Origin of the sequence: Streptomyces sp. NPDC004134, from assembly GCF_042874195.1 — a bacterium.
Lineage (GTDB): Bacteria > Actinomycetota > Actinomycetes > Streptomycetales > Streptomycetaceae > Streptomyces.
This window is the reverse complement of the sequence record NZ_JBIAMS010000004.1, coordinates 299862-318321: the sequence shown is the minus strand read 5'-3', so window position 1 is coordinate 318321 and position 18460 is coordinate 299862. Positions and strand designations below refer to the sequence as shown.

The window sequence follows — 18460 nt, the reverse complement described above, 5'->3', positions numbered from 1 at the left end:
CGGATGCGTGCGTACGGACGCGGCGTCGCGTGCGACGACCGCCGGGCGGGCTCAGCGCACCGCGGCCGTCCGGATCATCCCCGCGCGGCGGGACCCCGCGGGAACTCCGGCAGGCTGCGCGACAGCCGGCGGACGGGCCGCGGGACGGCCGCCTCCGGGGGTGCGCCGCGGCTGAGCGGTGACGCCGTTCTGCACGTCCATCACGGCGTGCGCCACCAGACCGCCCATCGGGTCGTGCCTGATCAGGTCCCGGAGCCGGGAGCGCGCGGAGCGCCCCTCGTTCCCGGGGTAGAGATGCTTGCCGAGTCCGACCGCGTGGGCCAGCGCGGCAAGCGCCGCGGTCCGCGGGTCCGGCGGGACGCCGGTGCGGATCGCGCTGTCCAGCCGGGCACGTATCTCCCGGCTGATGGCGGTGTCGGTTGCCTGATATCGAGTGGTCGGGAGTACCCCGCACATTTGGCTCTCCACGGCATGCACCATGCCGCAGCGCTCCAGATGAGCGAGATACGTCTGGCGCAACCCCAGACGTGGCCCACCTATCCAGTTCACAGCGCGCACGGGACTGCCCCGGCGACGCAGCAACTCGAGCGCTGTGTCCAAAGTGGGGTCCCCGGTCGGACGCGGAAGTATCACGGCGATACGATCCCCGTCCGGGGCTATTCGCCCGGCCAGAGCGAGCTCGACGAGCTGTGCTCCTGCCAGGCCGAGGTCGAGCGACTGCGGCTGCGCAGTGGTACCCGTGGCCGGGTCCAGTGCCAGCAGCAGAAGCTCCTCCGGAAGTGTTCTGCGGCTCCTGCCCATCCATGCCTCCCCGCGTGGATGAATGACAGGGTGACGCCTCTCACATTGGTCTGTCGAGAGTGCGTGGGCGCTTTGATCGGGAACCTGTAGGTATGTCGTTCTCGTCTCTCAGATGCGGGCGAGAGACGGCTGCGTCCCCGTAGGGTGGGTGGCCACCCCATGGTTGACGCGGTTGTGCGGTTGTGACTCAGGAGGAGGAAGTCGGTGGCGGTCGAGTCCCCCGGGAGGCCCGAGGAGCAGCAACCGTCGGGGTCGGCGACCGTGGACGAACACGAACCTCGCGATCCGGACGGCGGACGCGACCCACGCCTGGCGTTCACGTCCCCCACCGACAACGCCCCCGTCCCGGCGCCGGTTCCCACGCAGGGCGGCGAGGACCGAACTGCCCCCGGGGCGGCGGCGGATGACGACGCGGACGGGCCGGAGGACGGGCGGACGAAGCCGGGACCGAAGCCCGCGGGCAAGAACGGCAAGGCGCCGGCAGGCGGCGAGGGCTCCGGGCCGAAGCCGAAGGGCGCGGCGGCGAAGCCGGCGGACGCGGATGCGGGCGAGGGCGGCAAGACGTCGGGCAAGGACGCGGGATCGGGTTCGCGATCGGGTTCGGCGTCCGAGTCGAAGCCGAAGCCGAAGCCCGCGGCGAGCGCGAAGCGCACGACGGGCGGCGGCGAGGCGGCGAGCGGATCCCGCCCGAAGGCGGACCAGACCTCCGCTGAGGCCGACGACGGGGCCGGGGCCGGGAAGGCGAGCGACGGCGGCAAGCCGCCTGGCAGGTCGCAGAGCCGGGAGGGCTCCGGCGAGAAGGCGGCGCCCGCCCCGAAGGCGAAGGCCGCGCCCAAGGCGAAGAGCGACACCGCACCGGAGAGCGCCAAGGCGCCCGAGCGGACGCCGGAGACCGACTCCCCGGCCAAGCCCGCACCCGCCGCGAAGCGCGCCGCTACGGCGCCCGCCCCGAAGCCCGGCGGCGACTCGGCGGCGAAGGACGCTGCCGCGCCCGAGCCGAAGGCCGCGGGGGCTGCTGCTGAAGCCGGGCCGTCGGCAGGCGCGAAGGGTTCCGGCACGGGAGCCAAGCCCCGCCCGAAGTCCGGCACCCCGCCTGAGCCGCAGGGCGACGCCGCCGAGAAGGGCGCCGCGACGCCCAAGGCGCCGGCCGCCGGCGCTGCGCCGCGGCCGAAGGCGGAGGGCGACGCGCCCGAGGCGGACGCTTCCGACGCGCGGCCGGCGCCCCGGCCGAAGGCCGCGGACGCGCCTGCGGCGCGGCGCGGTGAGGCGCCGGCGGGCGCCACGCCATCCGAAAAGCCCCGCCCGGTCCCCGGTGCCGCGGGCACCGGTGACCTGCCTGGTGCCCCGAGCACCGATGACCTGCCCGGTGCCTCGCGGCCGAAGGCCGCGGGCGGGGCGGCCAGGGGCGGTACGACGCCCGGCAAGCCCCGCTCGGCTTCCGATGGCACCGGCACCGGCGCCCCGCCGAGCGCCTCGCGGCCGAAGGCCGGGGGGTCGGCCGGTTCCGGTCCGCGCCCCGCCTCCGGGCCGGAGGCCGCGGACGCGGCGGCCGACGGTGCCACGGCATCCGGCAGGCCCCGCTCGGCCCCCGGTGCCTCGGGCGCCCAGGGGGACACCGCGACCGCCACGTTCCGGGTTGCGGACGTTGCTTCCGGCGGCGGTGGCTCGGGTGCGTCGGGTTCTGCTCGGTCTCAGGCCGACGGCGGAGCCGTGCCCGGGGCTCGGGTCGGAGAGGGCTCTGAGGGGGCTCTGGGCGCCTCTCGCGGGGGTCGTGAGGGCTCGGCCGCCTCCGGGGGCTCTGAGGCCGCTGAGGCGCGTGTGGAGGGCGATTCCGCCCCCGGGCGTGCCCGGGAGGCCGCGGGCGCCGGCTCCGGTGCCGCCGACGACGCCCCGGACTCCGGTTCGGACTCCGCCTCCGGTGCCGCAGAGGACACCGCGCACTCCGGTCCCGGCTCCGGCACCGGCGTCTCCGACGCCGCCCCGGACTCCGGCTCCGGCTCCGGGTCCGGCCTCGGTTCGGGCTCCGGTTCCGGGTCCCCCGCTGACGCTCCGGACCGCTCCGCCGGCTTCCCGGCGGCGAGTTCCCGCGGCAAGGACTCGGCCACCGCCAGCTTCCGGCTCGTCGCCGAGGCCGAAGCCGCCAAGGCCGGCGGCGACGACCGGCTGCGGGCCGCCGTCGCCGCCTGGGTGACGAAGACCGGTGACGACGGGCCCGGCGATGCCGCCGCCGTGGCCGGTGACGTCGACGACGTGTCCGTGGCCGACGAGCCCGCCGACGCCGTGCCCGACACGGCCGGCAGCGACGACGAGCCCGCCGACACCCCGCCCGCCGGGAAGCTCGCCGGGCCCCCCGGCAGCACCTTCGTGCCGCTCAAGACCGACGCCGACCTGCCCCCCAAGCCCGCCGCCCCGCCGCCGCCCCCCACCACGCCTCCGGCGGTCGCCGCACCCCCGGCGGCCCCAGCCGCGCCTCCGGCGGTCCCCGCGCCCGCCGCCGCCCCCGACTCCGCGCCCCCCAAGCCGCCCGCCGGGCCCGACTCGCCGCCCGGGTGGGAGCGGACGCAGCAGCAGCCCCTCCCGCCGTACGAGGAGAAGCGGCCGCTCGACCTGCTCGCCGAGCTGACCAACACCCCGCCGCCGCCCGAGACCCTCACCCGTACGCTCGTACGGCGCGTGAAGATCTGGACGCCGCTGGTCATCCTGCTCGCGATCATCCTCGGCGTGGTCCAGATGCTCCGCCCGCTGCCCGCCCCCACGCTCACCCTCACCGCCGCCTCCGGCTACTCCTTCGAGGGCGGCACCCCCGAGATGCCGTGGCCCAGTGAGGGGCAGGCGTCGATAGACGTGGCGGGGCTCGGCAGCCTCGGTTCGTACGGGAAGCAGAAGTCCGTGCCGATCGGCAGCGTCGCCAAGGTCATGACCGCCTACGTCATCCTGCGCGACCACCCGATGAAGCCCGGCGGCAAGGGCGCGAGCATCCCCGTCGACGACACCGCCGTCGACGAGGCCGCCCTCAGCTCCGAGGGCGAGACGACCGTCGAGCTCGACCCGGACTCCAAGCTCAGCCAGAAGGAAGCCCTCCAGGCCCTGCTCATCGCCTCCGCCAACAACGTCGCCCGGCTGCTCGCCCGCTGGCACTCGGACGGCGACATGCAGGCGTTCGTGGACGAGATGAACAAGACCGCCGAAGAACTGGGCATGGACGGCACCACCTACAGCGACCCCAGCGGCCTGAAGGAGTCCACCGTCTCGACCGCCGAGGACCAGGTGATCCTCGGCAAGGCGGCGATGAAGGACCCGCTGTTCAAGCAGATCGTCGCCATGCCCGTCTACACCGACAGCCGCGGCGACGACCACGACAACAGCAACAAGATGGTTCCGCTGCACGGCATCGGCATCAAGGTCGGCTCGACCACCAAGGCCGGCGGCAACTTCCTCTTCGCCACCGAGAAGAAGGTCGCGGGCGAGCAGCAGTTGATCGTCGGCGCGGTCCTCGGGCAGTACGCGGTGCCGCAGCTTCCGACCGCCATGGAGTTCGGCCGGCAGTTGATGGCGGAGGGCGAGAAGGCCCTCACGGACATGACCGTCGTGAAGAAGGGCGACGTCGTCGGCGAGGTCGAAGACGGCCTCGGCGGTACGACGCCGGTGGTGGCGACCGAGGACGTCGTGGCGCCGGGCTGGGGCGGCCTGAAGGTCGGCCTGGAACTCGGCACCGACCGCACCGGAGAGGTGCCGCACGAGGGTGCGAAGGGTGACCCGGTCGGGGTGCTGACGATGGGCTCGGGACAGGGGGAGGTCCGGGTGCCGGTGGCGCTGGCGGAGGACATGGCGGAGCCTGGCATAGGGGCGAAGCTCAGCAGGCTCGGTTAGCGCCCGGGGGCGTCGTACGCCCGTGCTAGCGTCGCTGGCACCGCCCCCGGGGACGTCAAGGGAAGACGGGGAGTCGTCGCAGTGACCACCGTGCAGCCGGACCGCGAAGCCGCGGCCGGCAGCCGATCAGCAGATGGAGCCGCGGCACGAGCCGACGGGGGCGCGCCCGCGCCCGCGTCCGCCGGCTCCGACGATCCGGCGGGTCCCGCGGGGCAGGGCACGGCGGACGACGGCGGAGCGGACGAAGGCGGAGAAGGCGGCGACGGTACGGCCGTGAGCGGGGACGGCGCGGCCCTCTCCGGTGCCGCCGAGGCGAGTGCCGGCGCTGTCCGTACGGACGTGAAGGACAGCGGCGGCACCCCCGCGGACGGCATCTCCAAGGACGGCACCCTCCGTACGGAGGCCGCCGCCCCTGGCGCCCCCTTCGCCGCCCGGTCGCGCTTCACCCCGCCCGAGCGTCTCCGGCCGCACCTGCGCTGGCTCGCCCAGCGCCCCGTGCTCACCACCCTCGTCGCCGCCGGCATCCTGCACATCCTGTGGCTGCTGCTCCTCGCCAACGAGGGCGGCGACCTGGCGGCGCAGGACGCCTGGGCCGAGTTCGCCGGCCGGCATCCCTCCACGGCGTACAACTTCGCCTGGTACGGGGGCATGCACCCGGTCTCGTACAGCGTCGTCTCGCCCTATCTGATGGCCGTGCTCGGCGTGCGGACGACCATGGTGCTCGCCGGCACGCTCTCCGCCGGCGTGCTCGCGCTGATCCTCGCCCGCTGCCGGTACGTGCCGCGGCCGCTGGTGCCGTCGCTCTTCGGCGCCGTGGCGCTCGTCGGGAACGCCGCCTCCGGCCGTGTGACGTTCGCGCTGGGGCTGCTCTTCGCGCTGGTCGCGATCGCCCTGGTCTTCCGCGACGACCGCGACGACGACGAGGAAGGAGACGGAGAAGACGGAGAAGGGGAAGGAAAGGGCGAGAAGGGCCGGCGGCGGGTGGGCGGCTGGCGGGGGACCGCGGTCGTGCTGTCCAGCATGCTGGCGACGGCCGCGAGCCCTGTGGCCGGTCTCTTCGCCGGGGTGGTCGCCACCGGGCTGTTCCTGCAGAAGCGGCGCACCGAGGCGTATCTGCTCGGGGCGGCGCCGCCGGTGGTCGTCGCACTGTCGAGCTGGCTCTTCCCGTTCCAGGGGAACATGCCGATGCCGTGGATCTCCGCGGTGGCGCCGATGATCACCGCCGCGCTGATCTGGCTGATGGCCCCGGAGTCGTGGCGCACGGTCCGGATCGTCGCGGCGATCTACTTCCTCGGCACGCTCGGCGCGTGGATCATCCCCTCGCCGGTCGGCAGCAACATCGAGCGGCTCGCGCTGATCTTCGGCGGCACCGTGCTGCTGGTCATCGCGCAGACGGGGACCCGGCAGGCGGCGCCGCGGCTGATGCGCTCGGTCGGGGCGGCGTATCTGGCGTTCGCGGCCATCACCGTGTGGGTGGTCGTCAAGCCCGTGGTCGACCTCGTGCTCACCAGCCCGACCGCGGCCTGGACGCGCGAGCTGGCGCCGCTGGTGGACCAGTTGCAGCAGGTGGACGCGGAGGCGGGGCGGGTCGAGGTCGTGCCCGTACGCAGCCACCGGGAGGCGTCCGCGCTGCAGCCGTACGTGAGCCTGGCGCGCGGCTGGAACCGGCAGGCGGACCTGGACCGGCACGAGATCTTCTACGACGGCAGCCTGACCCCGAAGACGTACCACGCCTGGCTGAAGAACTGGGCCGTGCGGTATGTGGTGCTGCCGGTGGAGGACCGGCCGGACACCGGGGCGCACGAGGAAGCGAAGATCGTCGCCAAGGGGCAGCCGTACCTGACGGAGATCTGGGCGGACGCGAACTGGCGGCTGTTCCGGGTCAACGACCCCACGCCGCTGGTCGAGGCGCCCGCGGAGGTGCGGCGGGCGGACGAGGGCGAGCTGGTCATCGACGTGAAGTACGCGGGTCCTGTGCTGGTGCGGGTGCCGTTCTCGCCGTGGCTCGGGCTCGTCGACGAGGACGGCGAGGGCGTCGAGGCGCCGCAGGTGCTGGAGGGCGACGGCTCGGACGGGGCGGACGTCGACGGGGTCCGGGAGTGGTCGGAGAGCGGGCAGCTCTACGTCAACCTGGAGGGCTGTGTGACGAGGGCCGGCGAATGGACCCGGCTGCACGCCCCGCGCCCCGGCACGTACCGCATCTCGGCTCCGTACCAACTGCCGCGCGGGACGCACTGCCCCGACTGACGGACGCCGCGGGCCGAAGCCCGCGTCGAACATGATGCGGTGGAGGTCCGGTCCCTCCACCGCGTTGACCGGGTACGCGCCCGCTGGTCAGCGGCAGGCGGTCCGGCGGCGGGCGCGCGCGGAGCAGTGCCGGTTGGGTACGGGGGGTCTGGGCCGCGTGGCGCAGCGCCTCGGCGCCGGCGTGCGCCAGTAGCGCCTGGTCTTGCAACGGCGGGAGTTCCACGAGCCACATGCCATCGGCGACCACCTCCTCGGCCCGCGCCTCTGCCCCGTGCGCCGACCGTGCTCCCAGTGTGAAGGGGAGGGCGGGGGCGCGGGCCGATTCCGCGGGAAACCGCCGTGTGGGGGTGGGGCTGGTGGTAAAGGACGGTCGGCTGGGTGCCGTGTGGGGGAGTTGCGGACGGAATCCGACCTGAAGTCGTCCTACGGTCGGCGGCATCCGGGTCGTCGGTATCCGGGTCGGCGGCGGTGAGGAGAGACGGCGGATGGGTACGCGGACGATGACGTGGGCGCAGGCCAGCGCGCGCCGGCTGGCGCGCAGCGGGCTGGCGGAGACGGCGCCGGAGGGCGTCGCGGGGGACTCCGCGGCGGTGGCCGGCGGCGCTTTGGCCGGCACCCCGGCGGGCGCGTCCGCGGGCGGTGGCCGTACGGGCGCTGCCTCCGCCGGCGAGGTATCCGCCGGCGACGTACCCGCCGGCACCCCCGCCGCCGTCCTCCGCGCCCTCTGCGGGGCCCAGGCCCAGGTGCTCTCCGCCGCAGAACTCTCCGTCGGCATGCGCCTCGCCGACGCCACCCGCGCCGACGTACGCCGGGCGCTGTGGGAGGACCGCACCGTCGTCAAGACCTTCGGCCCCCGCGGCACCATCCACCTCCTCCCCGCCGCCGACCTGCCCCTGTGGACCGGCGCGCTCGGCGCGCTCCCCACCGGCTCGGGCAACGGCGGCGGCACCCTCGGCCTGCTCACCCCCGGCCAGGCCGACGCCGTCGCCGCCGCCGCGGGCGACGCCCTCGCCGACGCGGAGCTGACCGTCGACGAACTGACCGACGCCCTCGCCGAGCGGGTCGGGTCGTGGGCGGCGGACCCGGTGATGGAGGCGTTCCAGGCGAAGTGGCCGCGCTGGCGGGCCGCCACCGCGCTGGCCGCCCACCGCGGCGCGCTGTGCTTCGGGCCGAACCGCGGCCGCAAGGTCACGTACACGAGCCCGCAGCGCTGGCTGCCGGGCTTCGCCCCGGCGCCCCCGGAGGAGGCGCTGAGCGCGCTCGTACGCCGCTATCTGTACGCCTACGGGCCCGCCACCCCGCAGGACTTCGCCCGCTGGCTCGCCGCCCCCGCGGGCTGGGCCCGGGACCTCTTCGCGGCGCGGGCGAAGGCGGCCGAGATCGAGCCGGTGGAGCTGGCGGGGGTGCCGTCGTGGGTGGTGGCGGGCGACGCGGCGGCGCCGGCGGAGGAGCCGCGCGGGGTGCGGCTGCTGCCGTACTTCGACGCGTACGCGATCGCCTGCCGCCCCCGCGAACTCCTCTTCCCCGGGCGGGCCTACGAGCGCGCGCTCGCCGGCGGCCAGGCGGGCAACTTCCCGGTGCTGCTGATCGACGGCCAGGTCGCGGGCGTCTGGCACCAGCGCCGCTCGGGCCGCCGGATCACGGTCACGGTCGAACCCCTCGACCCCCTCCCGGCCCGGCAGCGCCGGGCGCTGGAGGGGGAGGGGGGCACGACTGGCCCGGATCATGGAGGGCCGGGCGGAGCTGACGCTCGACCGGATAGAAGTGGGCCCCCACGCGTAGCGGCGGCCCGGGGGCGCGGGCCGGCGGCGCGTGCGGCCGTTGCGGGCCGAGGGGCCCGCGCCGGGTGGGTACGTCGTGGGGCGGGTTCGCACGGAAAGGGCCGGCTCGGGCACGGCGCCGGACGCCGGCGCCGTGGGCCGGGTCCCGGCCCGCGGCCTGGGCGCGGGCCTCAGCGGGCGCCGCCCGGCCCCCGCACGCCCCCGTACGACCTCACCCCGCCTCCCCCGACGGGAGTCAGCTCCGGACCGCCGCGCCGATCAGCTCCCGCTGCACCGGCGCCAGGCTGCGGAGCCTGCGGGTGTCCGACAGGCCCAGCTTCGCCATCAGCTTCGCCGTCTGCGCGGGACCCACCCCCGGCAGCGCCAGCAGGAAGTCCTTCGCCAGCATGTCCCCGGCCAGGGCGTCCCGCGCCGCGCGCTCCAGCGCCTGGACGCAGTCGACCTCCCCGTTCTTGATCGCCCGGACCAGCGCGGTCCGGGCTCGCTGGGCCTCAAGTGCCTGGTCCAAGGCGCGCGCACACTCCACCGGACTGCGCTGTCCCGGGATCTTCTTCATCGGCCCCATCCGCACTACTCCCCTCTAGCTACTGCGACTTGAGGAGAACAGTAGCCGGAGTATCCGGATTTGATCCGCCATTTGAGTGTGTGCCGCTAAAGTCAGTTGTGCTGAAAAGTAACCGACTTGGGCGCTTAGTCGCGATGTCGGACGGTCTGCTGTGCGTATCCACTGCTCCGCAGTTCTCCTGCTTGCGTTGGTAATTCTGGAGGTTTAATATCCAGAATCATGAGGATGACCGAGGGCGTCGAGTGGGCGCTGCACAGTTGCCTGAACCTCGCGTGGGCCGGGCCCGACCGCCCGGTGACGGCGGCCCGCCTCGCGGCGTACCACGAACTCCCCGCCCCGTACCTCAACAAGCAGCTCCAGACCCTCGTCCGGGCCGGCATCGTCACCTCCGCCTCCGGGCCGCGCGGCGGGTTCCGGCTCGCCCGGCCGCTCGCGAAGATCACGCTGATGGACGTCGTGGCCGCCGTCGAGGGCCCCGACGAGGCGTTCCGCTGCACGGAGATCCGGCAGCAGGGGCCCGGTGGCGGGGCGCCCGGGAGCTATCGGCTGCCGTGCGCCTTCGCGCACGCGATGGCGCGCGCCGAGCTGGCGTGGCGCCGGGAGCTGGCCGGGCAGACGCTGGACGACGTCCGGGAGCAGGCGGAGGCGCAGGCGCCCGCCGCGCCCGAGCGGCTGCGGCGCTGGCTCGCGAACGGCTGACGGACTTTTCCGACACGGACCGGCCGGTGCCGGGGCAGGGAGTGATTCTGGATGTCGAATATCCAGGACCGAAGCGGGGCGGGGGCCGCCACGACGCCGCAAGCGCCGCAGGCGCCCGCGCGCTCCGCCGTCCGTGGCCGGCTGGCCGTCGCCGCGGTCACGCTCGGCATCTTCACCGTGATGACCGCCGAGCTGCTGCCCGTCGGCCTGCTCACCCCCGTCGGCCGTGACCTGGGCGTCTCCGCCGGCACCGCGGGACTCATGGTCACCGTGCCCGGCCTCGTCGCCGCCGTCTCCGCCCCGCTGCTCGCGGTGGCCGCCGGGCGGGCCGACCGGCGCCTGGTGCTGGCCGGGTTGATGGCCCTCGTCGTCGCCGCGCACGCGGCCTCCGCGCTCGCCGGGCACTTCGCCGTCGTGCTCGGCGCCCGCGTGCTGCTGGGCGTGAGCATCGGGGGCTTCTGGGCGTTCGCGGGCGGGCTCGCGCTGCGGCTCGTGCCGGAGCGCGAGGTGCCGCGGGCCACCGCCGTCATCTTCGGCGGCGTCTCGGCCGCCTCCGTGCTCGGCGTCCCGGCGGGCACGCTCACCGGCGAACTCGGCGGCTGGCGCGTCGCCTTCGCCGTCGTCGGCGCGCTGGCGCTCGCGGTGATCGCCGCCCTGGTGCTGCTGCTCCCGCCGCTGCCCGCCGAGCGCGGGCTGCGCCCCGCCGACCTGGCCCGCCTGCCGCGGGAGAGCGCGGCGGTACGGGCCGGCCTGGCCCTGACGGTGCTCCTCGTCACCGGGCACTTTCTCGCGTACACCTTCGTCCGGCCGGTCCTCCAGGAGCGCCACGGCATCGGGGACGGCCTCGTCGGCGTGCTGCTGCTCGGCTACGGCGCCGCCGGGCTGGCCGGCAACTTCCTGGCCGGCGCCGCCGCCGCCCGCAACCCGCGGCGGATCGTGCTCGCCGTCGCCACCGGGCTCGCCGCCGCGCTGGCCGCGACGGCGCTGCTGCCCGCGCTGCCCGGCCCGGCCGGTTCCGCGGCCGGCGGGGGAGCGGTGCCCGCAGTGCTGCTGCTCGGCGGCTGGGGGCTGGCGTACGGCGGGGTCTCGGTCGGCCTGCAGTCGTGGTTCCTGGCCGCGGCGCCGCAGGCCGCGGAGGCGGCCACCTCGCTGTACGTCGCCGCCTTCTGCCTCTCCATCGCGGCGGGGGCGGCGCTCGGGGGCGTGCTCGTCGACGCGGTCGCGCTGGGGGCGGCGCCGGCCGCGGGGGCGGGTCTCACCCTCGCGGCGGTAGTCCTGTGCACCCGTACGACCCGGATACCGCCCGCCGCCGCCCCTGCCGCCGGGCCGGCCGGGACGCCGTGAGCCCGCCCGGAACCACCCCGAACACCCCCGCACCCGTTCCGGATTCACCCGAAAGGACACCCCGGCCATGACCCGCACGCTCCACAACCCCCCGCAGCTCCACGACCCGACCGGATACGGCTACAGCCACGTCGCCACCGCCCCCGGCCGGCCGGTCTTCATCGCCGGCCAGTACGCCTCCGACGAGACCGGGGCCGTCGTCTCCGCCGACTTCGCCGCCCAGGTCGAGCGGTCCTTCGCCAACCTCCGTACTGCCCTGGCGGCCGCCGGCCTCGGCGTCGGGGACGTCGTGCGCCTCGGCACGTACGTCGTCGGCCACGACCGCGAGCGGCTGGAGACCGTCCTCGCCGCGCTGCGCCGGGTGTGGGGCGGCTCACTGCCCGCGCAGACCCTCGTCGGAGTGGCGTCGCTGGCGCTGCCGGAGATGCTCTTCGAGGTCGACGCCGTGGCCGTACGAGCCGTACCGGCCGCGGGGACGACCGACCCCGGGGCGCCCGCCGGTTCCCGCTGACGCGCCACGTCCGCTCCCCCGGCGCCCGGGACGGGAGGCCGTCCGTGTTCAATGGAGGGTGCGGCGTCGCTCCGCCACGGACGCCGGGAAGGAGCAGTTACATGGCCACCGCAGCCACGGCAGCCGGCCGCAGCCGGACCGACCTCGTCGAGGGCCTGATGGCCCGCTTCCCGAACGTGCCCAGAGAGGCCGTGATCAAGGAAGACCTGCTGCGCGGCGGGATGGCCTTCGACGACTCCGCGCTCAGCGGCGCGGGCGAGGACGGCTCCGGCGAGGTGAAGCCGAAGTCGTACTTCATCTTCTCCTTCGACCACGGCACGCTCCCCGAGCTGGGCGCCGCGGCGCTCAACCGGCCGCCGGAGGAGGTCGTCCTCACCGGCGGCCCGTACGACCTGCGCCGCACGGTCGTCTCCGTACGTGTCAACCCCTCGTCCCCGTACCGCGTGAAGCCCGGCGACGACGGCGCCCTCGGGCTCTACCTCGACGGCGTGCGCATCGCCGACGTCGGGCTGCCGCCGATGCCGGACTACTACCGGCACAAGCTCGCCAACGGGAAGTCCGTGATGGAGGTCGCGCCCACCATCCAGTGGGGCTACCTGATCTACCTGACGGTCTTCCGCGTCTGCCAGTACTTCGGCGCCAAGGAGGAGTGCCAGTACTGCGACATCAACCACAACTGGCGCCAGCACAAGGCCGCCGGCCGCCCGTACACGGGCGTGAAGCCGGTGGAGGAGGTGCTGGAGGCGCTGGAGATCATCGACCGGTACGACACCGCGAAGACCTCCACCGCGTACACCCTCACCGGCGGCGCCGTCACCTCCCACATCGGCGGCAAGGACGAGGCCGACTTCTACGGCCAGTACGCCAAGGCCATCGAGGAGCGCTTCCCGGGCCGCTGGATCGGCAAGGTCGTCGCCCAGGCGCTGCCCAAGGCCGACGTGCAGCGCTTCCACGACTACGGCGCGCAGATCTACCACCCCAACTTCGAGGTGTGGGACCGGCGGCTGTTCGAGCTGTACTGCCCCGGCAAGGAGCGCTACGTCGGCCGCGACGAGTGGCACCGCCGCATCCTCGACTCCGCGGAGGTCTTCGGGCCCTCGAACGTCATCCCCAACTTCGTCGCGGGCGTGGAGATGGCCGAGCCGTTCGGGTTCACGACGGTCGACGAGGCCATCGCGTCCACCCGCGAGGGGCTGGACTTCTTCATGTCGCACGGGGTCGTGCCGCGGTTCACGACCTGGTGCCCGGAGCCGACGACGCCGCTGGGCAAGGCCAACCCCGAGGGCGCGCCGCTGGAGTACCACATCCGGCTGCTGGAGACGTACCAGGACGCGCTGGATACCCACGGCCTGTCGTCCCCTCCGGGGTACGGGCCGCCGGGGGCGGGGCGGGCGGTGTTCTCGGTCAGCTCCTTCATGGACTCGATGCCGCTGCCTGACGACGCCTCGGAGGCCGCGGTTCCGGCACGGACGTGACCGTACGGGTGTGAGGCGCCGGGGTGACGGCGCCGAGGTGACGTGCCGGGGTGACGGTGCCGGGGTGACCGCGCGGCCGTGGTGGGATGCTGTCCCCCATGGCGCGCGCGGGAGACCACGACAGGACCCGGACCAGCTACGACACCGTGGCGGAGACCTACCTCGGCACCGTCGGCGGTGAGCTGGCGCACAAGCCGCTGGACCGGGCGCTGCTCGCGGCCCTCCTGGAGCAGGCCGGGGACGGCGCCCCGGTCGCCGACCTGGGCTGCGGGCCCGGGCACGTCACGGGGTGGCTCGCGGCCCACGGGGCGCGGGCGGTCGGGATCGACCTGTCGCCCGGCATGCTCGCGCTCGCCCGGCGCGAGCATCCGGCGGCGGAGTTCCGCGAGGGCGACCTGCTGCGGCTGCCCGCGGCGGACGGCGAGTTCGGCGCGGCGGTCGCGCTGTACTCGGTCATCCACCTCGAACCGGACGAGCTGGCGCCCGCGTTCGCCGAGGCCCGCCGGGTGCTGCGGCCCGGCGGGCGGCTGCTGGTCTCGTTCCACGCCGGCACCGAGGTGCGGCACCTGGACGACTGGTGGGGGCACCCGGTAGACGTGGACTTCCGCTTCCTGGAGCCGGCGGCGGTGGCCGCCCTGCTCGGGGCGGCCGGCTTCGAGGTCGAGGCGACGCTGGAGCGCGCCCACTACCCCCAGGAGCCCGAGACGACACGCGCCTACGTCCTGGCCCGGCGGCCGGAGGCGTAGCGTCCCGCGCTTGTCCTGACGTCGGCGTCAACGTCTAACGTCGGCCGTATGCGCATCGGGGAACTCGCCGAGAGAGCCGGGGTCAGCACGCGGACCCTGCGCTACTACGAGTCGCGCGGGCTGCTGCCCGCCGCCGACCGCGGCGCCAACGGCCACCGCGTGTACCGCGACGACGCCCTGCGGCTCGTCGCGCAGATCCGCACGCTGCAGGACTTCGGCTTCGAGCTGGAGGACACCCGTCCGTTCGTGGAGTGCCTGCGCGCCGGCCATCCGGCGGGCGACTCGTGTCCCGACGCGCGCGCGGTGTACCGCAGGAAGATCGCCGAGCTGGACGGGCTGATGGCCGGACTGCGCGCGGCGCGCGACCACCTGACCGCGCAGTTGGCGCGTGCGGAGGCGCTGCCGGCGCCCTGCGGCGCGGCGGGCGGGACCGACGGAGACGTGCCGCTGTGCGGCGGCTGACGGGAGAGGCCACATGACGACACCGGGAACGACACCGCAGACGGCGGCCCAGGGCGTTCCGTACGTGACGGACGAGACGTTCGCCGAGGAGGTGCTGCGCGCGGACGTGCCGGTGCTGGTGCAGTTCACCGCCCAGTGGTGCCCGTCGTGCAAGCAGCTCACCCCGGTCCTCGGCGCGCTCGCCGCCGAACTGGGCGACCGGGTCAGGGCCGTGCGCCTCGACGTCGACCACAACCCGGGGACCACCGTCGCGCACGGCGTCCTCGCCGTGCCGACGCTGCTCGTCTTCCAGGGCGGCGAGCCCGTGCGGTCCGTGGTCGGCGCCCGCTCCAGGGCCCGCCTCCTGCGGGACCTCGACGGCGTGATCTGACCCCGGCGGCCGCCGGGGAAGGGGCGGCGGGAGTGCGGGCGGCCGGCGGGACGGGGGCCGGAGGGGCGTCCGCCGGGCGGGGTGGTCGCCGGTGCGCCTGCGGGACCGTGCGCGTACACGAGGCAAAACTCCGCGTATGTCTGCATACGTTCCCCACGGCGCATTCCGTCTACGGCGCGCCCTCACGCTCCTCTTCGCGCCCCTCCTCACCGCCGCCGCCCTGCTCGCGGGCCCGGCCGCGGACCGCGCCGCCGCGTGCCCGGCCGGAGCCTGCGGCTCCGTCGTCACCGCCCCGCTCGCACCGCCCGCCCCGGCCACCGAGCCCTGCCCCAGCCCCGATCCCGTCGTGTGCCGGATCCGGGTGCTGCCGTGGGACGAGAAGGCCGAGGCCCAGCAGACGCGGATGCGCTACCACGGGCTGCTGGAGGACATGCGCCGCACGGAGGCCCGGATGCGGGCGGACGGCGCGTCCGACGAGGAGGTCGCCAGGAAGCTGGTCGACATGCGCAACCAGGCCAAGGAGATCACCCGCGCCGGCATGACGCCGGCGGAGGTGCGCGTCCTGGAGGAGCGCAACCAGGCCAAGTACGGCAATCCCCTGGGCCCGACGGCCGACCAGCTCTACGCCAAGTACGGCTCCTGGCCGGAGGTCATCGCCGCCTCCACCCGCACCAGCGCGGCCGTCGACGAGGCGCTGAGCCTGCACTACCACCCCTGCCCCGTGTGACGCACGGTGCTGCGGGGGCTCTCGGGGCGGGAAAGAAATGCGTGGCGGGCGGGGCCGATCCTTGCGAGGGTCGTGGTGTCCGCCCCCAGCTCAGAAGGAGTTGCCCGTGCCCCGTGCCGTCACGCTGATCCGCTCCGCGTCCCTGTCGGACGTCGCCGAGTACGCCTACGCCGCCACGGCGCCCGCCGGGGCCCGGCTGATCTTCCTCGCGGGCGCCTGTCCGCTGCAGGCGGACGGTTCCACCGCCGCGGTCGGGGACTACGCCGGGCAGGCGGCCAAGTCCGTCGAGAACCTGCGCACCGCGCTCGCGGACGCGGGCGCCGCACTGCCGGACGTGATCAGCACCCGCGTCCTCGTCGCCTCCACCCGCCAGGAGGATCTGGTGACGGCGTGGCAGGTGGTACGTGACGCCTTCGGCGAACACGACGTGCCCAGCACGCTGATGGGCGTCACCGTCCTCGGCTACCACGACCAGCTCGTGGAGATCGAGGCCGTCGCCGCCGTGGTCGACTAGCCTTCCGGCCCGCTAGTCCCCGCCGGTCCGCAGGCTGTGCGCGAGCACGGCCCGGATCCGGCGGACGTCCGGGCGGGCGTCGGTGAGCAGGATGTCCGCGCACAGCCCGTCCGTCGCGGCGACGAGCGCGTCGACCGCCCGCGGGTCGGTGGAGTGCCGCTCGCCGATCTGCGCCACCACCTCCCGCCACCGCCGCGCGACCGGCCGCAGGGCGGGGCGGCGGGCGGCCATCGTGGACAACTCGCGCTCGGCGAGCGCGCGCCGGCGGCCCTCGCCGCCCGCGGAGGCGACCAGGGCGGCGAGTCCCTCCAGGTCGTCGGTGTCGCTCTCGATGATCTCGTGCAGCCGGTGGGTGTACTCGTCGGCGACCGTGGACAGCGCCGCGACCAGCAGGTCGTCGAGGGTCGCGAAGTAGTACGCGGTGAGGCTGGTGGTGACGTCCGCCTCGCGGGCGACGGTGCGGTGCGTGACGCCGCCGGCGCCGTCGCGCTGGACGACGCGGAGCGTGGCCTCGATGATCTCCGCCCGGCGGCGCACGCCGCGGGCGCGGCGGCCGTCGGCGACGGGCTCGGCCTTGCGGCGCGTCACGCCGTGCTCCACGATGCGGGCCTCCCGTCGGGGTGGTGGGTGGGACCAGGGTAGTCGGGGGGCGGGCGGCCGGCGGGTTCGTAGGGGCCGGGAGGAGAGGACCGCACGACGCGGGTGGCGAGGCTCGTACGCGGCGGAGGGTGCGGCCCGTACGAGACCGGAGGCCCCGCGCCACGGGACGCGCCCCTCCGCGACCGGCCGCCCCGCTCAGCCGTCCTCCTCCGCCCCCTGCGTCGGCCCCACCCCCCGCAGCGCCACCGCCGCCACCACCGCGAGCGCCGCCACCGCGACCCCCATGATCCCCGTGGCCACGTTCAGCCCCGAGACGAACGCCTCCTCCGACCGCCGCAGCACCTGCCCCGGCAACTCCGCCCCCGCGGCGGCCGGGAGGCTGTCGCCCGCCGCCGCGCGCGCCCCGTCCGGCAGCCCGGCCGGAATCCACCCCTCCATCCGGGCGCGGTAGATCACCGTCGTGACGCTCCCCAGCACCGCGACCCCCACCGCGAGCCCCAGTTCCTGCACCGTCTCGGACAGCGCCGACGCGGAACCCGCCTTCGCCGGCGGCGCCGAGCCGACGACGAGGTCCGTACCGAGCGCGGCGAGGGCGCCGAGCCCGAGGTAGACGAGCGCGAAGCCGGTGACGACCGGGGCCGCGCCGTCCGTGCGGTCGACGGTGGCGAGCAGCCCGTACCCGATGGTGGACGCGCCGAGCGTGGCCCCCACGACGTACCCAGGGCGGACCCTGCGCGCCAGCAGCGGCGCCCCGATCGCGGCGACGAACATCATCAGCGCCGGCGGGCCCATCCACACCCCCGCGGCCAGTGGCGTCATGCCCTCGACCAACTGCAGGTGCTGCGTGACCAGATACATCACCCCGCCGACACCGACGAGCCCGACCAGCAGCAGCCCCAGCGCCACCCCGAACGTCCGCTCGGCGAAGAGCCGCAGGTCCAGCAGCGGCGCGGCGAGCGTGCGCTGCCGCCGTACGAACCACACCCCCGCGGCCGCCCCGGCCGCCAGCGCCGGCACCGTCGCACCCCCGAGACCGCCGGCGCCCTCGGCGGCGACGTGCTTGACCGCGTAGACCACGGGCAGGATCGCGGCGAGCGACAGCGCGACGCTGGGGAGGTCGAAGGGCCCGTCCTGGCGCGCGCGGTACTCGGGCAGCAGGAACGGCGCCGCGACCAGTACCACCGCGACCATCGGCACGGCGACGAGGAACGCCGAGCCCCACCAGAAGCGCTCCAGCAGCGCCCCGCCGACGAGCGGCCCCGCGGCCATGCCCAGCGCGAACATCGTCGCCCAGACGCCGATGGCGAGCGCGCGCTGGCGGGCGTCGGCGAACATGTTGCTGATCAGCGCGAGCGTCGACGGCATGAGCGTCGCCCCGGCGACCCCGAGCGCCGCGCGGGCGGCGATGAGCGCCTCCGCGCTGGGGGCGTACGCGGCGGCGACCGACGCGGCGCCGAAGGCGGCGGCGCCGACGAGCAGCAGCCGGCGGCGGCCGAAGCGGTCGCCCAACGTGCCCATGGTGACCAGGAATCCGGCGATCAGGAAGCCGTACGCGTCCATGATCCACAGGGATTGGGTGCCGCTGGGGTGCAACTCGGCGGCGAGCGCGGGGAGCGCGAGGTACAGGACGGTGACGTCCAGGCCGAGCAGCACGGTCGGGACGGCGAGCACGGCGAGCCCCGCCCACTCCCGGGGGCCGGCGCGGCGGGCGACGGACGTGGTCATACGGGGCTCCCTCGGTGGTGCGG

15 protein-coding genes and 1 pseudogene are annotated in these 18460 nt (G+C 75.2%); 12 read left to right on the top strand and 4 right to left on the bottom strand.

Going from position 1 to position 18460, the window contains the following annotated elements:
* Positions 1-51 precede the first annotated feature (51 nt).
* On the bottom strand, positions 52-801 hold the full coding sequence (locus ACFYVJ_RS08595) for a GPP34 family phosphoprotein (protein ID WP_027770634.1): 750 nt from the start codon (positions 799-801) through the stop codon (positions 52-54).
* A 204-nt stretch (positions 802-1005) separates the two neighbouring features.
* On the opposite strand from ACFYVJ_RS08595, the gene ACFYVJ_RS08590 reads away from it, so the two are divergent.
* The 3 genes and pseudogenes from ACFYVJ_RS08590 (at position 1006) to ACFYVJ_RS08580 (ending at position 8700) form a co-directional block, all read left to right on the top strand.
* Positions 1006-4671 (top strand): D-alanyl-D-alanine carboxypeptidase, encoded by a 3666-nt coding sequence (locus tag ACFYVJ_RS08590; protein WP_388887831.1) that lies wholly within the window; start codon positions 1006-1008, stop codon positions 4669-4671.
* An 81-nt stretch (positions 4672-4752) separates the two neighbouring features.
* Positions 4753-6918: an MFS transporter gene (locus ACFYVJ_RS08585; RefSeq protein ID WP_388887829.1), complete on the top strand. Its 2166-nt coding sequence runs from the start codon at positions 4753-4755 to the stop codon at positions 6916-6918.
* Positions 6919-7403: 485 nt separating this feature from the next.
* A pseudogene (locus ACFYVJ_RS08580) lies at positions 7404-8700 on the top strand (winged helix DNA-binding domain-containing protein).
* A 234-nt stretch (positions 8701-8934) separates the two neighbouring features.
* Here the strand turns inward: ACFYVJ_RS08580 and mihF are convergent.
* Positions 8935-9255 (bottom strand): integration host factor, actinobacterial type, encoded by a 321-nt coding sequence (gene mihF, locus ACFYVJ_RS08575; protein WP_388887914.1) that lies wholly within the window; start codon positions 9253-9255, stop codon positions 8935-8937.
* A 234-nt stretch (positions 9256-9489) separates the two neighbouring features.
* Between mihF and ACFYVJ_RS08570 the strand changes: the two genes are divergently transcribed.
* From ACFYVJ_RS08570 to ACFYVJ_RS08530, 9 genes are all read left to right on the top strand, one after another.
* Complete coding sequence (locus tag ACFYVJ_RS08570) at positions 9490-9963, top strand: RrF2 family transcriptional regulator (protein WP_388887912.1); 474 nt, start codon at positions 9490-9492, stop codon at positions 9961-9963.
* Between the two features lie 51 nt (positions 9964-10014).
* On the top strand, positions 10015-11307 hold the full coding sequence (locus ACFYVJ_RS08565; RefSeq protein WP_388887828.1) for an MFS transporter: 1293 nt from the start codon (positions 10015-10017) through the stop codon (positions 11305-11307).
* Positions 11308-11374: 67 nt separating this feature from the next.
* A complete protein-coding gene (locus ACFYVJ_RS08560) occupies positions 11375-11818 on the top strand; it encodes a RidA family protein (protein WP_388887826.1) in 444 nt (147 codons plus the stop codon).
* A gap of 101 nt (positions 11819-11919) precedes the next feature.
* Positions 11920-13293, top strand: a complete 1374-nt coding sequence (locus tag ACFYVJ_RS08555; protein WP_388887825.1) for a radical SAM protein — start codon at positions 11920-11922, stop codon at positions 13291-13293.
* A gap of 98 nt (positions 13294-13391) precedes the next feature.
* A complete protein-coding gene (locus tag ACFYVJ_RS08550; RefSeq protein WP_388887823.1) occupies positions 13392-14039 on the top strand; it encodes a class I SAM-dependent methyltransferase in 648 nt (215 codons plus the stop codon).
* Positions 14040-14087: 48 nt separating this feature from the next.
* The gene (locus ACFYVJ_RS08545; protein ID WP_388887821.1) at positions 14088-14501 is read left to right on the top strand and encodes a MerR family transcriptional regulator; all 414 of its coding nucleotides are present in this window, start codon (positions 14088-14090) and stop codon (positions 14499-14501) included.
* A 13-nt stretch (positions 14502-14514) separates the two neighbouring features.
* A complete protein-coding gene (locus ACFYVJ_RS08540) occupies positions 14515-14871 on the top strand; it encodes a thioredoxin family protein (protein WP_388887819.1) in 357 nt (118 codons plus the stop codon).
* A 136-nt stretch (positions 14872-15007) separates the two neighbouring features.
* Complete coding sequence (locus tag ACFYVJ_RS08535) at positions 15008-15598, top strand: hypothetical protein (RefSeq protein WP_388887817.1); 591 nt, start codon at positions 15008-15010, stop codon at positions 15596-15598.
* A gap of 106 nt (positions 15599-15704) precedes the next feature.
* A complete protein-coding gene (locus ACFYVJ_RS08530; protein ID WP_388887815.1) occupies positions 15705-16112 on the top strand; it encodes a RidA family protein in 408 nt (135 codons plus the stop codon).
* A gap of 12 nt (positions 16113-16124) precedes the next feature.
* On the opposite strand, the gene ACFYVJ_RS08525 is transcribed toward ACFYVJ_RS08530, so the two are convergent.
* A complete protein-coding gene (locus ACFYVJ_RS08525; protein ID WP_388887813.1) occupies positions 16125-16700 on the bottom strand; it encodes a TetR/AcrR family transcriptional regulator in 576 nt (191 codons plus the stop codon).
* Between the two features lie 207 nt (positions 16701-16907).
* Positions 16908-18437 (bottom strand): MFS transporter, encoded by a 1530-nt coding sequence (locus ACFYVJ_RS08520; RefSeq protein ID WP_388887811.1) that lies wholly within the window; start codon positions 18435-18437, stop codon positions 16908-16910.
* Between the last annotated feature and the right edge of the window lie 23 nt (positions 18438-18460).

Bases quoted from the DNA above. Each gene is read 5' to 3' on its own strand.
- ACFYVJ_RS08595 (WP_027770634.1), bottom strand. From the start codon at position 801: ATGGGCAGGAGCCGCAGAACACTTCCGGAGGAGCTTCTGCTGCTGGCA.
- mihF (WP_388887914.1), bottom strand. From the start codon at position 9,255: ATGAAGAAGATCCCGGGACAGCGCAGTCCGGTGGAGTGTGCGCGCGCC.
- ACFYVJ_RS08570 (WP_388887912.1), top strand. From the start codon at position 9,490: ATGACCGAGGGCGTCGAGTGGGCGCTGCACAGTTGCCTGAACCTCGCG.
- ACFYVJ_RS08565 (WP_388887828.1), top strand. From the start codon at position 10,015: ATGTCGAATATCCAGGACCGAAGCGGGGCGGGGGCCGCCACGACGCCG.
- ACFYVJ_RS08560 (WP_388887826.1), top strand. From the start codon at position 11,375: ATGACCCGCACGCTCCACAACCCCCCGCAGCTCCACGACCCGACCGGA.
- ACFYVJ_RS08555 (WP_388887825.1), top strand. From the start codon at position 11,920: ATGGCCACCGCAGCCACGGCAGCCGGCCGCAGCCGGACCGACCTCGTC.
- ACFYVJ_RS08550 (WP_388887823.1), top strand. From the start codon at position 13,392: ATGGCGCGCGCGGGAGACCACGACAGGACCCGGACCAGCTACGACACC.
- ACFYVJ_RS08545 (WP_388887821.1), top strand. From the start codon at position 14,088: ATGCGCATCGGGGAACTCGCCGAGAGAGCCGGGGTCAGCACGCGGACC.
- ACFYVJ_RS08540 (WP_388887819.1), top strand. From the start codon at position 14,515: ATGACGACACCGGGAACGACACCGCAGACGGCGGCCCAGGGCGTTCCG.
- ACFYVJ_RS08535 (WP_388887817.1), top strand. From the start codon at position 15,008: ATGTCTGCATACGTTCCCCACGGCGCATTCCGTCTACGGCGCGCCCTC.
- ACFYVJ_RS08520 (WP_388887811.1), bottom strand. From the start codon at position 18,437: ATGACCACGTCCGTCGCCCGCCGCGCCGGCCCCCGGGAGTGGGCGGGG.